The organism is Rickettsiella endosymbiont of Litargus connexus (assembly GCF_964277335.1).
Classification (GTDB): Bacteria; Pseudomonadota; Gammaproteobacteria; order Diplorickettsiales; family Diplorickettsiaceae; genus Aquirickettsiella; species Aquirickettsiella isopodorum.
In genome coordinates, this window is record NZ_OZ195516.1 from 777,638 (window position 1) to 790,252 (window position 12,615).

The 12,615-nt window shown below is 39.8% G+C and carries 13 protein-coding genes and 1 rRNA gene; 3 read left to right on the forward strand and 11 right to left on the reverse strand.

Annotated features, from left to right (window positions below):
- Positions 1–15: 15 nt before the first annotated feature.
- The 9 genes from nuoI to ACICP9_RS03540 all read right to left on the reverse strand — a co-directional run bounded on the left by nuoI (position 16) and on the right by ACICP9_RS03540 (position 8,630).
- Entirely contained in the window at positions 16–513 is a 498-nt protein-coding gene (nuoI, locus tag ACICP9_RS03500) for an NADH-quinone oxidoreductase subunit NuoI (RefSeq protein ID WP_395496830.1), read from the reverse strand.
- Complete coding sequence (gene nuoH, locus ACICP9_RS03505; RefSeq protein WP_395496832.1) at positions 510–1,538, reverse strand: NADH-quinone oxidoreductase subunit NuoH; 1,029 nt, start codon at positions 1,536–1,538, stop codon at positions 510–512. Before nuoH ends, nuoI begins: the two co-directional genes overlap by 4 nt.
- Positions 1,528–3,909: an NADH-quinone oxidoreductase subunit NuoG gene (gene nuoG, locus ACICP9_RS03510; RefSeq protein ID WP_395496834.1), complete on the reverse strand. Its 2,382-nt coding sequence runs from the start codon at positions 3,907–3,909 to the stop codon at positions 1,528–1,530. The genes nuoH and nuoG overlap by 11 nt, the downstream gene beginning before the upstream one ends.
- A 159-nt stretch (positions 3,910–4,068) precedes the next feature.
- A complete protein-coding gene (gene nuoF / locus ACICP9_RS03515) occupies positions 4,069–5,349 on the reverse strand; it encodes an NADH-quinone oxidoreductase subunit NuoF (protein ID WP_395496836.1) in 1,281 nt (426 codons plus the stop codon).
- Positions 5,339–5,848: an NADH-quinone oxidoreductase subunit NuoE gene (nuoE, locus tag ACICP9_RS03520; RefSeq protein WP_395496838.1), complete on the reverse strand. Its 510-nt coding sequence runs from the start codon at positions 5,846–5,848 to the stop codon at positions 5,339–5,341. Before nuoE ends, nuoF begins: the two co-directional genes overlap by 11 nt.
- Positions 5,845–7,098 carry an NADH-quinone oxidoreductase subunit D gene (locus ACICP9_RS03525; protein ID WP_395496840.1) on the reverse strand — a complete coding sequence of 418 codons (1,254 nt, stop codon included), beginning with the start codon at positions 7,096–7,098 and terminating at the stop codon, positions 5,845–5,847. The genes nuoE and ACICP9_RS03525 overlap by 4 nt, the downstream gene beginning before the upstream one ends.
- Before the next feature lie 7 nt (positions 7,099–7,105).
- On the reverse strand, positions 7,106–7,798 hold the full coding sequence (locus ACICP9_RS03530; RefSeq protein ID WP_395496842.1) for an NADH-quinone oxidoreductase subunit C: 693 nt from the start codon (positions 7,796–7,798) through the stop codon (positions 7,106–7,108).
- A gap of 2 nt (positions 7,799–7,800) precedes the next feature.
- A complete protein-coding gene (locus tag ACICP9_RS03535; protein WP_071662195.1) occupies positions 7,801–8,283 on the reverse strand; it encodes an NADH-quinone oxidoreductase subunit B family protein in 483 nt (160 codons plus the stop codon).
- Positions 8,274–8,630, reverse strand: a complete 357-nt coding sequence (locus ACICP9_RS03540) for an NADH-quinone oxidoreductase subunit A (RefSeq protein WP_071662194.1) — start codon at positions 8,628–8,630, stop codon at positions 8,274–8,276. Before ACICP9_RS03540 ends, ACICP9_RS03535 begins: the two co-directional genes overlap by 10 nt.
- 252 nt (positions 8,631–8,882) lie before the next feature.
- Between ACICP9_RS03540 and ACICP9_RS03545 the strand changes: the two genes are divergently transcribed.
- Positions 8,883–9,515: a hypothetical protein gene (locus tag ACICP9_RS03545; protein ID WP_395496845.1), complete on the forward strand. Its 633-nt coding sequence runs from the start codon at positions 8,883–8,885 to the stop codon at positions 9,513–9,515.
- A 105-nt stretch (positions 9,516–9,620) separates the two neighbouring features.
- Positions 9,621–10,361, forward strand: coding sequence for a hypothetical protein (locus ACICP9_RS03550; protein ID WP_395496847.1), 741 nt, complete (start codon positions 9,621–9,623; stop codon positions 10,359–10,361).
- A gap of 28 nt (positions 10,362–10,389) precedes the next feature.
- Here the strand turns inward: ACICP9_RS03550 and ACICP9_RS03555 are convergent, their stop codons facing one another.
- Entirely contained in the window at positions 10,390–11,487 is a 1,098-nt protein-coding gene (locus ACICP9_RS03555; protein WP_395496849.1) for a D-alanine--D-alanine ligase family protein, read from the reverse strand.
- A 415-nt stretch (positions 11,488–11,902) separates the two neighbouring features.
- Between ACICP9_RS03555 and ACICP9_RS03560 the strand changes: the two genes are divergently transcribed.
- Positions 11,903–12,121, forward strand: a complete 219-nt coding sequence (locus ACICP9_RS03560) for a hypothetical protein (protein WP_395496851.1) — start codon at positions 11,903–11,905, stop codon at positions 12,119–12,121.
- Between the two features lie 101 nt (positions 12,122–12,222).
- On the opposite strand, the gene rrf is transcribed toward ACICP9_RS03560, so the two are convergent.
- Positions 12,223–12,338, reverse strand: a 5S ribosomal RNA gene (gene rrf, locus ACICP9_RS03565).
- Positions 12,339–12,615 lie beyond the last annotated feature (277 nt).

The window sequence follows — 12,615 nt, forward strand, 5'->3', positions numbered from 1 at the left end:
GCAACGATTTTGGTTTTAACGGTAAGGGGCATCTTCTTCCCTTTCTTGTGCTATGTGTTTTTCATACCGATCACCGATGGCCAGCAATTTTTCTTTGGTCATAATCTCCTCACCACGATTTTCAAAATGATAATGTGGAATATTGGTTTCGACGATGGCATCTACCGGGCAGGATTCTTCACAAAATCCGCAATAAATACATTTAAATAAATCAATTTCATATAAGGTCGTGCGTCGCAAGCCATCATCACGTGGCTCTGCTTCAATCGTAATGGCTAACGCTGGGCAGACTGCTTCACATAATTTACACGCAATACAGCGCTCCTCACCATTGGGATAACGTCGTAAAGCATGTAAACCGCGAAAGCGGACTGAACGTGGCGTTTCTTCTTCGGGAAATTGGATCGTCACTTTTTTCTTAAAAAAATGTCGGCCGGTCAAGCTCAGTCCCTTAAAAAGTTCCCAGAGCGTAAAGGTTTTAATAAGCTGTACTATTTTTCTTAACAAGTTCATGCGTTAAACCAAGGGCCCCATTTAAATTGTACCGCTAATGCCACGATTGATATCCAAAGTAAAGTCACTGGAATTAACACTTTCCAACCTAAACGCATTAATTGGTCGTAGCGATAACGTGGAAAAGTCGCTCGCGACCAAATAAAAAGACCTAAAAAACTAGCCATTTTGATAAAAAACCAAATGATGCCAGGAACCCAAATCAATGCCTTATCTAAAAAGGGGATGCCTTGAAAAGGTGATAACCAGCCGCCTAAGAACAATAAGCTAGCAATCGCTGAAATCAAAATCATATTCATATATTCAGCGAGAAAGAATAAAGCAAAACTCACACCTGAATATTCAACATGAAAACCAGCAACGATTTCAGATTCTCCTTCTGCCAAATCAAAAGGGGCACGATTGGTTTCAGCAATTCCGGAAATCCAATAGCATACGAAAAGTGGTAATAGCGGTAACCAATACCAATGCCAAATACCTCCCTGCTGACGCAACACAATATCATGTAGATTCATGCTACCCGCCGCTAATAAAACACCGACAAATGAAAAGCCCATAGCAATTTCATACGAAATAGTCTGCGCCGCTGCCCGTAACGAACCTAGCAAAGCATATTTAGAATTCGTCGCCCAACCTGCTATTAAAATGCCATACACACCCAAAGATGTAATCGCAAACAAATAAAGTACACCCGCATTAATTTGCGTTAATGCCAACCCTTCGCTAAATGGGATAACGGCCCAAGCGGCTAACGCCGGTGCGATCGTAATAATCGGGGCTAAAATAAATAAATAACGATTTGATGCTGTAGGAACAATAATTTCTTTGGTAATGAGTTTAACGACATCGGCAATCGGTTGTAGAAAACCTAAAGGTCCCACCCGATTCGGTCCTATCCGAGTTTGCATATAACCGATGCCCTTACGTTCAATAAAGGTTAAATACGCTACGGTAAACAGTAAAGGGATGGTAATGACAATGATCTTAATCAAGATCCAAATTAATAACGCTAAATCATTCAGCATAGAGTTTAACCTCGCCAAATGACTCGCCCAAAGCGGCGGTTTCTTCACAACCCGCAGCAATATAAACACAATGATCAGGTAGTCCTGCTTGTATCGACAAAGGTAATAAAGCCTGCCCTAATCCTTGTTCGATACGAATTAATTGACCCGAAGTAAAATTTAATTCACTGGCTAATGCGGAGTTCATCGCAACAGTAACGGAAGCATTCGTTGCTGAAGCCTGTAATGCGACTGATCGACGTACCAAACTATCAATACCATAAATAGGCCATTCACTAATACGCAGAATACGTTTCGCATTTGAATTTTTGTCTGTGTTGCCACGTAAGTCGATAATTAGTTTTTGTTTACTATCAAGTTTAGCGGCAATAGACGCTAATCCAAGATATTCCAGTAATGTGGGTTCCAATTCTTCGCGAATAAAGGCATGATCAGATCGACTAAAGTGGGCTAATTCCAAACTCTTGCCTAAAGTTTGCAGAATTTCCCATGCAGAACGTGCTAGACCTAGCGGTGGCATTGCTGCTGAAAAGGTTTGCCAACAACCCGCCATATTGATAAAGCTGCCTTCAATCTCAGCAAATGTTGCCATCGGTAAAATGACATGCGCATGATCTAACAACGATTTCGCTTTAAAAGGTGATAAAGCCAAGACAAAATCGGCTTGCTTTAATGCCTGAGTAACACGTTGCGGATTAGCACAATCTAAAGTGGGTTCAATATTCAATAAAATAAATGCGCGTAAATCGGCATTGATCATCTCAGCGGCGGATAAACCAGGTTCAGCAACGGAAACACCCCCTGGCAAACGATGTGGTACCGCACCGGTTAACCAAGCCCCGGCACTATTCGCACCTTCGGTAAAAGTCACACAGCGTGCACCCGTTTGGGCAGCAATAAACTGCGTTAATGTTCTAATTAAACTCGCTTGCGGATGATTATGCGCTAAAGCACCTAAAACGATCACGGAATTTTCTGACGCTTTTAATTGTTCAGCTAAATCACTTTGCACGAGACTGGACGTAATCGCTGGAAACGCTGCGATCGATTTTTCATCTGCCAAGTCTTTCGCAATACCTAATAAAGTCGGTATCAATGCATCAGGACTCACGCACAGATTTTCATGTAATGTAAAAGGAACACTGATATCCACACAATGGAGACTGGCAATTTTTGTTCCAGCTAGATTTGCTTTGCGTAAACGATGTGCAGCTATCGGTTGTTCACGCCGAATATTAGAACCCACCAACCAAACAAAATTAGCCTTCTCGAATTCAGATAGCGTGATCCCTGGCGGGCAAAGCGTTGCCTGCATTTGATCAGACACATCGGTTTGATGCAAACGATGATCAATATGCGATGACCCTAAGCTACGCAATAATTTTTGAAAAAAATAAAATTCTTCTGTCGTACTAGAAGGTGAAATTAAACCCCCGATAACGTGAGGGCCTTGTTTTTTCAGAATTTTTTTAAACTCAGTCACCACTTTTGCTAATGCAGTTTCCCAATCGACAATAAACCATTGTCCATTTTCTTTAATATGCGGTTTTGTCCATCGTTCTTTACTATGAATACCCAGATAACTATATCGATCGCGATCCGATATCCACGTTTCATTGATGGCTTCATTTTCACATGGCACTGCCCGCATCACCTGTCCACGACGGGTATGTAAATAAATATTAGAGCCTAAGCAATCATGCGGTGCTATTGAAGCGGATTGTTGTAATTCCCAAGCACGTGCAGTAAATCGAAAGGGTTTTGACGTCAATGCCCCCACAGGACAAAGATCAATTATATTCCCCGATAATTCCGATTCCAAACTATGTTCGATATACGTGCTGATTTGCAAATCTTCGCCACGATTCAGTGTCCCTAATTCTTTAATTCCAGCAATTTCCTGACCAAAACGTACACAACGGGTACATTGGATACAGCGTGTCATTTCAGTTGAAATCAAGGGACCAAGATTATCATCTTTGACTGAACGTTTACCTTCAGTAAACCGTGACAGTGAGGAACCATAACCTAAGGAAAGATCTTGTAATTCACATTCGCCGCCTTGATCACAAATAGGGCAATCTAAGGGATGATTAATCAATAGAAATTCCATCACCGAACGTTGTGCTTCTTTAGTTTTTGCTGATGTAGTAAAAACTTTCATACCGGCTGTTACCGGAGTAGCGCAAGCCGGCAATGGTTTTCCAGATTTTTCAACCTCGACCAAACACATACGACAATTAGCAACGATGGAAAGTTTTTTATGGTAGCAAAAACGCGGAATATAAATACCTGCTTTATCAGCCGCTTCTATAATGGTGGCATTTTGTCCGACGTGTAGTGTACGACCATCAATTTCTATGTCTATCATATTTTTTCTCGACAATTATTAGACTTCTTTCGAAACACAGAAATTTGCTTGAGTTCGCGACGAACGACTGGCAAGGACGGGAGTTTACCCGAGTAAATGAGAACCAAAGCCAGGTGTTCAACAGTGAAATCGAGGAAATTACACCGTTTCGAAAGAAGTCTAATCATGTGGATCACCGACTGGACACCGCTTATTTTCAATATGTTCAATAAAATCATGACGAAAGTGTTTAATAAAACTTTGTACTGGCATCGCCGCCGCATCACCTAAGGCACAAATGGTATGCCCCATAATCTTTCCTGCCACACTCTCTAATAAATCCAGATCACTCAGTCGTCCTAGGCCGTGTTCTATTCGGCGTAATACACGCCACACCCAACCGGTTCCTTCACGACAAGGAGTACATTGACCACAGGATTCTTCTTTATAAAAATGTGCAATACGCGTTAAAATTTTCACCATACAAGTCGTTTCGTCCATGACGATCACCCCGCCAGAACCTAACATCGAACCGGCTTTAGCAATCGAATCATAATCCATCGTTGTATTCCACATCACCTCTGCGGTTAATACCGGCATAGACGATCCGCCTGGAATCACTGCTTTTAAGTTTCTCCCGTCTTTCATACCCCCTGCCAGTGCTAATAGTTCTTTAAATGGAATACCTAAAGGCACTTCGTAATTACCCGGTTTATTGACATGACCTGTCACACTGAATAATTTACAACCGCCGTTGTTGGGTTTCCCTAATTTTAAAAACCATTGCCCCCCTTTTTGTAATATCACCGGAACGGAAGCTAAAGTTTCCGTATTATTAATGGTAGTCGGACGCCCATACAAACCATAATTCGCCGGAAAAGGTGGCTTAAAGCGCGGAAATCCTTTTTTCCCTTCTAGAGACTCCATTAAAGCGGTTTCTTCACCGCAAATATAAGCACCGGCACCTAAATGGTTATACAGTTGAAAATCAAATCCGGAATCTAAAATATTAGTACCTAATAAACCGGCTTCATACGCTTCTGCTATCGCTGTTTCACAGCGCTCAAAGGGCTCATAGTATTCACCACGTATGTAGTTATAACCCACACTAGCGCCCATCACATAAGCGGCAATAGCCATCCCTTCAATTACTTGATGCGGATTAAAACGTAAAATATCGCGATCTTTGCAGGTTCCAGGCTCTCCTTCATCCGAATTACATAATATGTATTTTTGACCCGGAGCGCCCCGCGTAATAAAGCTCCATTTTAAGCCCGTCGGAAACCCTGCTCCCCCACGACCGCGTAAATAAGAAAGTTTCAATTCAGCAATAATTTTTTCCGCAGGCGTTTTTTCTTTTAGGATCTTTTCCCAGACTTGATAGCCACCCACGCGCCGATAATTAGCGAGACTCCATGGCTCGTCAAAATGTAAGGTACGGAAACAAATATCATTCGCCATCTAAGTTATCCAAGATTTTATCTATTTTTTCAGGTGTTAAATCTTCATAATAACGATGTCCGATATGCACTACCGGGGCGTTTGCACAAGCACCTAAGCATTCGACTTCACGTAAAGTAAATTTTTCGTCAGCGGTTGTTTCGCCGAGATTAATTTGCAAACGATTTTGCAAATGTTTAACAATCTTGTCGCAACCGCTCAGCATACAAGAAACGTTAGTACATACCCCAATTTTATGCCGACCTATCGGTTTGAGTTCATAAAGCGTATAAAACGTAGCCACTTCATAGGCTGTCACGCGTGACATCTCTAAATAATCAGCCACGGCATCAATTAAATCTTGAGATAAATAGCCTCCATTATAATGCTGCGTTAGAGTCAACGCCGGTAACACCGCCGATTGTCTACGATCAGGCGGATACTTCTTGGCCCATTTTTCAATAGCGATTTTTAAATCATCGGGCAATATTTCGCTTTTGTTATTCGTCACTCTCTTCATCGATCGATTTCACCAAATACGATATCAAGACTGGACAGTATAGCGACTAAATCAGCAATCATATGTCCGGAAACCAATTCATTTAAAGCAGCCAAATGTGGAAACCCTGCTGCGCGTATTTTAACCCGATAAGGTTTATTAGCGCCATCCGATACCATATAAATTCCAAACTCCCCTTTAGGATGCTCTATCGCGGCATAGGCTTCACCCGGTGGCACACAATAACCTTCACTAAAAAGTTTAAAATGATGGATCAGTGATTCCATATCCTCTTTCATCTGCAAACGCGTCGGTGGCACTACTTTATGCTCGATCAATGTAACTGGACCAGGATTAGCCCGTAACCAACTCACACATTGCTTAATTAAAGCATTTGATTGGCGCATTTCTTCGACTCGCACCAAATAACGATCATAACAATCGCCAAATCTACCTATTGGAATATCAAAATCTAATTCATCATACACTTCATACGGTTGTTTCTTACGCAGATCCCAAGCAACGCCCGAGGCACGTAAAATAGGACCGGTACATCCTAATTGTAAAGCGCGTTCTGCCGATAATACACCAATACCGACGGTTCGTTGCTTCCAAATACGATTGTCGGTGAGTAAGGTTTCATAATCGTCTATCCGTTTAGGAAATCGAGTAATAAAACTTTCAATAAAGTCTAATAGACTTCCCTGTCGATTGGCATTCATCTCGCGCGTTTCTTTCTCATTATGCCATTGTGAAGGTTTATATTGCGGCATTTTATCCGGTAAGTCACGATACACACCACCCGGTCTATAATAGGTGGCGTGCATACGCGAACCCGACACCGCTTCATAGCAGTCGATTAAATCTTCGCGTTCCCGAAAGCAATATAAAAAAACCGTCACTGCACCTAGATCTAAGGCATGTGCACCTAACCATAATAAATGGTTCAAGAGTCGCGTCATTTCGTCAAACATGACGCGAATATATTGAGCGCGTTTCGGAGGCGTCACGCCTAATAATTTTTCGATCGCCAAAACATACGCATGTTCATTACACATCATGGAAACATAGTCCAAGCGATCCATGTAACCAATACTTTGGTTGTAAGGTTTAGATTCGGCTAGCTTTTCTGTCGCACGATGTAATAAACCAATGTGCGCATCGGCCGATTGGATGACTTCACCGTCTAATTCTAAGATTAAACGCAACACACCGTGCGCCGCAGGATGCTGCGGACCAAAATTTAAAGTGTAATTACGTATTTCAGGCATGCAACACTCACTCTGGTTTTTTATTAAAACAGGTTAAGGTATCTTCATTTGTTGTTTTACGAATGGTTTTTGGTACTAAGGTTCGTGGCATCACCGTGACCGGTTGGTAAATAACTCGACCCTCGCTTGCATCATAACGTACCTCGACATGTCCCGTTAACGGAAAATCTTTACGAAAAGGGTGACCGACAAAACCATAATCGGTTAACAAACGCCGCAAATCAGGATGTCCATTAAAAAAAACCCCATACAGATCAAACGCTTCTCGTTCATACCAATTAGCCGCTGGCCATAATTTAATGATCGATGGCACTTGTGGTGGTTCGCCATTAGCAAAAACACGCAAACGTAAACGCTGATTATGCGTGAGTGATAACAAATGGTAGACTACTGCAAAACGTGACTTAGTCCAAGCCACCGGATGTAGATCACCGGTGGTGTCTACACCCCGTTCAAAACCGGTTAAAGTTGATCGTTCGGTCGTCCATTCACTGATGCCATACTCAGCATAGTCCACCACACAAACATCCACGAGTAATTCAAATTTAAAATCCGCTTCATCGCGTAGCGCTAAACAAACCTCATGTAACTTTTCAGCAGAAATCTCTAAACTGATTTCGCCACACGCGACAGTTATTTCTTGAATAACAGAATCAAAACGTTGGTTTATTTTTTGGAGTGGTAGCACAGCATCTGACATACTTAAGTACGCTCAATAAAGTGAGTTTTTTTTATTTTATTTTGCAATTGTATAACGCCATACACTAATGCTTCTGCCGTCGGTGGACAACCCGGAACATACACATCCACGGGTACAATTCTATCGCATCCACGGACTACGGAGTAGGAATAATGATAATAACCTCCGCCGTTCGCACAGGATCCCATTGATATAACCCATCGCGGTTCTGCCATTTGATCGTAAACCTTACGTAAAGCGGGAGCCATTTTATTGCATAAGGTTCCTGCAACGATCATGACATCGGACTGCCGAGGACTCGGACGAAATACGATACCAAATCTATCCAGGTCATAACGCGCTGCAGCCGAATGCATCATTTCTACTGCACAACACGCCAAGCCAAATGACATCGGCCATAAGGATCCACTACGCGCCCAGCCAAGTAGCTTATCTAACGATGTGGTCACAAAACCTTGTTGTTGTAATAATGGTTCTATTCCCATTGTAAGGCCCCTTTTTTCCACTCGTATATAAAACCTATCAATAATAGACTCAAGAAGATTCCCATTGCTATTAAACCGGGTAGGCCAATATGTCGTAAAGAAACAGCCCAAGGAAATAAAAAGGCAGTCTCTAGGTCAAAAATAATGAATAAAATAGCGACGAGATAATAACGGATATCAAAAGGTAATCGTGCATCGCTAATACCTGGAAACCCACATTCATACGAAGACAACTTCGCCTGATCTGGACGTTGTAAACCCGTTAAATGCCCGATTGATAAAGCTGCCACACCGATAAACAAGCCAAAAGCAATAAAAATCAGTATGGGAAAATAATTCTGTAACATCGTTTTTTCGTTACCCTGAGCAATTTTGTTGCTAGTATACAACCTTCGCTGGGCAAAATTCTATACTTAATGCATCATGTACTTAAATTATACTCATCTAATAGAAGCTAGGTTAACCAGCAGTTCACTATGAGCGCCATAGAAATCGATTTATTTTAAAAAAATTTCCTAAATATTCTTTATGATTGAGCTAGAATTTAATAAATGCTAGGATGAAAAAATATTAAGGTTGGGAAATTTAAGGAAAATAAAATGTACATTGAAATGGAATATTATTGGCTGCCACTTTCTACTCAATCCTTCTTATTAAGGTGCGATATTGACTTAGTCAAAGAAGCTTTAACTACCCTTCTCCACCTCAATGCTGAAAACTCAGCATCCCCTGAATCTATAAAATTAGTGCATAACCTTAATAATTATCTCAAAGAATGTGCTAACGCTTTTTTAGCCAGTGAACGTATCCGCCTCTTTTTATTATTAAGTCTTTTTGTGAGTGTGATTGTTTCATTTATTGCACTGGCTATGCTACCGGTAAATACACTCAGTATTACTTTAATTTGCATAATTTCATTAGTATTATTTTCGGTTAACGTTTTTACTTTGTTAAACCAAACGCATGGGCACCAACAAGAAATCGATTGGAACACACTCAAAAAACACTGCTCAAATTACACAGAAAAATTATACTCAGAAAATTTTAAGCCAACCCTAACGAACACAACAGAAAAAATTTCTAGCCCTACCTCTGCTCTATGTCTGTTTCCTGCTCGAAAATCTCCAAAAAACAATGAGTTTAAACATAATACACCTCAAAATTCTTTCAATAATTTTGAAAATAATCTCCCTCGTAACAATTTTAGGCATTTACTTTTCAATACACTATAAAAAAATTAAATTCGCTAATCATAATGCACTTATAAACTTTACAATCTATCCGTGCTTAAAATAAACTTAAGCTTCTCTATTTAAAATTTCCTATGAGCAATTGATATGCATAAATGGATTGTCAAGCAAGCTTTTATCTTTATTGTAATCCTATTATTCAATCGCGCGGTGTTTGCAGAGAATGATTGTGCCTGCCATCCTTTAGTCAATTCTCATCGCCCACAATATATTATTGCCTATGGTTCACTAATAGAAACCGCCTCAAAAAATGCAACCGATCGGCATAGTGGCGAAAATAAACCGGTTTGGATAGCACACTATCAACGGGGTTGGTTCTCTAAAGGTTTATCGGATGGCTTTAGTACCACTTATCTAGGCGTCATTAAAAGTAAAACGGCACATTTTAATGGCACCATCTTCAATTTACGCTCTCCTAAATCAATCAAACATTACGATGCAAGAGAAAAATACTACTGTCGAGTCCTGGTTGCTCCGAGCAATATTCACTTGTTAACTGGAAAAAAATTACCACAAGGACAATTTTGGATCTATGAACTCAAACCTGAATTGCTGGCTCCACCATCCGCACGCTATCCTCTGGTCGAATCTTATATCGATATTTTTCTAGCAGGATGTTTAGAGATAGAAGAAAAATATCACTTAAAAAATTTCGCTGCGGCATGCATTAACACCACCAGTGATTGGTCAGTCCATTGGGTTAATGATAGAATCTATCCGCGCCGACCTTGGACTTATCAGCCACGTGCATTAAAGATCGATGCGCTGCTGCAACAACAAATACCAGAATTTTTTCAAAAAATAAAATTAGAGTCTTATGCTGCTTAAATTAAAACTATTTGTATTTAAATTAACATTAAATCGATCTTTTCAGTAAGGAAAGACGCTGATGGCGTGCCAAAGCTAATTCGATTAACTGTGTCAATAGTTGTTGATAGGAAAGGCCCGATGCCTCCCATAATTTGGGATACATGCTGATCTGTGTAAATCCCGGGATAGTATTAAGCTCATTAAAATAGATTTTTTGCGATTGTTTTTCAATAAAGAAATCAATTCGAGCCATCCCTGCGCAATCTAAGCAGTTAAAAACTTTTATCGCTAAATGCTTTAATTGTTGCCATTGACCTTCTTGCAATGTGGCCGGAATGATTAATTGTGCACCTTTAGGATCCAAATATTTGGCTTCGTAAGAATAAAATTCGTGGCTCGGTATAATCTCACCGACACGGCTCACTAATGGTTCAGCCCCCCATTGCAGATTTTCTAATACCGCCATTTCAATTTCACGGATTTCAAATGCTTGCTCAAACAATACTTTAGTACTATAAGTGAAAGCTAATTCGATGGCGGCTGCGAGATCATCTGGTTTTTTTACTTTGCTCACACCCAAACTTGAACCTGAATTCGCTGGTTTAACAAACAGCGGATACGGTATTTTTTGCTCAATTTTTTGAATTAGCTGTTCTTTTTTAACTGACCAAAGACCCGAATTAAAGCTTAAAAAGGGCACGACCGGAATCTCCGCGGCATCAGCTAAACGTTTAGCTACATCTTTGTCCATACCGATTACCGAGCCTAATACATCCGCACCGACATAAGCCAAACCTAATATTTCTAATAAACCCTGTATCGTACCATCTTCGCCAAAAGTCCCGTGTAATACTGGAAAAACGACATCAGGAAGATTTTTTTTATGCTGAGTTAGTTCTGATAAACTATGTAAGCGCTCAGCATTTTTAGTCTTTAACATAATTCCATCATTAAGATACAGATGCTGATACTCATTGATATAACCGCGTCCTTGTTTATCGATCCCGATAGGGATAACGGTAAATTTATTTTTATCTAAATGCTTAATCACTGATGCGGCAGATAACAGTGAAACCTCATGTTCAGCGGATCGACCACCATACAGAACTGCTACTTTAATCTTTGAATTTTCTTTTAAGGACATAAAAACTCAAGCGCAAGAATAAATAAAAGTTCATTATAGAGCCTAACAAATCTTAATTAAAGCTATCCGCAAGTAATAAGACAAATTCTAGAAAAGCAGTAGCACATGGACATCAGAAAATGAAATCAAATTTTGATTTTTTACGCGTAAAAAACACTGATAAAAATAAAAATTAATTCATATATTAAAATTAAAAAAAATATTTTTTTCTCTGCTAAATTAATAGTTATGCTAGTATAAAAAGATTATTGAAGCTTGTACATAAAATACGATAAACACGATGCTTAATTTTTAGAAGAACTTATGCCCATACAAGAAAAAGTATTAGCATTTTATTTAATTCGATATAAACATTTTTCTTCATTTTTCTTCATTAGGATAAATTTTTTTAATTACCCATTAACTAAGGAACACTATGCCTAACCAACAAGAGACAATACCACTTAGCATCACATCTGGAAACAAAGAAAACACATCGAGTTCTATTCTATACAAAAATGATGATATAGCAGATACCAATATTTATGCTATTTTTTTTAAGCAAAAATTTAACGAAGACTTTCCTGATAAGTTTGAGTTTTCAGTCAGAGTATCAGGTGGGAATCTGAATGCATTTAAATTTAAAGTTTATTAAAATTGAGTTTTCAACATAAAGCACAATAAAAAGAAAAAAAATAAAAAGCCGCGGCTTATAAAGAAAAAACCCGCAGTTAGCGGGTTTTTAGTCGTACAGTAGCCTGGCGATGCCCTACTTTCCCATGGGGGAACCCCAAAGTATCATTGGCGCAGAGTAGTTTCACGTCTGAGTTCGGAATGGGATCAGGTGGGACCTACTCGCTAAGGTCGCCAGGCATTCATTTTGCGCCAAGTCGCTTGTCTTTTATCCGATCTCTTCGTTGGATTAACTTTTCCGTTGCTCATGTACTCGCATGTACACTCCGCTACTCAAAGTTAACCCGCCTTGATGTCAAATAAAATTCACCGCTCCTTTATCAACGGCGCCAATTCATTACTTTTAATTCGCTAAATTAATGCTTAGCGAAAATCTTTATCAAAACTAAAAAATCTGTAAAAAGTATGTGTGGATATGCTTTATTCAGCTCCAAAATGGATTCCTAAGAATAACCA

Excerpts from the sequence above, each read along its gene's own strand:
- ACICP9_RS03550 (WP_395496847.1), top strand. The coding sequence starts at position 9,621 with ATGCATAAATGGATTGTCAAGCAAGCTTTTATCTTTATTGTAATCCTA.
- ACICP9_RS03555 (WP_395496849.1), bottom strand. The coding sequence starts at position 11,487 with ATGTCCTTAAAAGAAAATTCAAAGATTAAAGTAGCAGTTCTGTATGGT.
- ACICP9_RS03560 (WP_395496851.1), top strand. The coding sequence starts at position 11,903 with ATGCCTAACCAACAAGAGACAATACCACTTAGCATCACATCTGGAAAC.
- nuoF (WP_395496836.1), bottom strand. The coding sequence starts at position 5,349 with ATGGCGAATGATATTTGTTTCCGTACCTTACATTTTGACGAGCCATGG.
- ACICP9_RS03530 (WP_395496842.1), bottom strand. The coding sequence starts at position 7,798 with ATGTCAGATGCTGTGCTACCACTCCAAAAAATAAACCAACGTTTTGAT.
- ACICP9_RS03525 (WP_395496840.1), bottom strand. The coding sequence starts at position 7,098 with ATGCCTGAAATACGTAATTACACTTTAAATTTTGGTCCGCAGCATCCT.
- nuoI (WP_395496830.1), bottom strand. The coding sequence starts at position 513 with ATGAACTTGTTAAGAAAAATAGTACAGCTTATTAAAACCTTTACGCTC.
- nuoH (WP_395496832.1), bottom strand. The coding sequence starts at position 1,538 with ATGCTGAATGATTTAGCGTTATTAATTTGGATCTTGATTAAGATCATT.
- ACICP9_RS03545 (WP_395496845.1), top strand. The coding sequence starts at position 8,883 with ATGTACATTGAAATGGAATATTATTGGCTGCCACTTTCTACTCAATCC.
- ACICP9_RS03540 (WP_071662194.1), bottom strand. The coding sequence starts at position 8,630 with ATGTTACAGAATTATTTTCCCATACTGATTTTTATTGCTTTTGGCTTG.
- ACICP9_RS03535 (WP_071662195.1), bottom strand. The coding sequence starts at position 8,283 with ATGGGAATAGAACCATTATTACAACAACAAGGTTTTGTGACCACATCG.
- nuoE (WP_395496838.1), bottom strand. The coding sequence starts at position 5,848 with ATGAAGAGAGTGACGAATAACAAAAGCGAAATATTGCCCGATGATTTA.
- nuoG (WP_395496834.1), bottom strand. The coding sequence starts at position 3,909 with ATGATAGACATAGAAATTGATGGTCGTACACTACACGTCGGACAAAAT.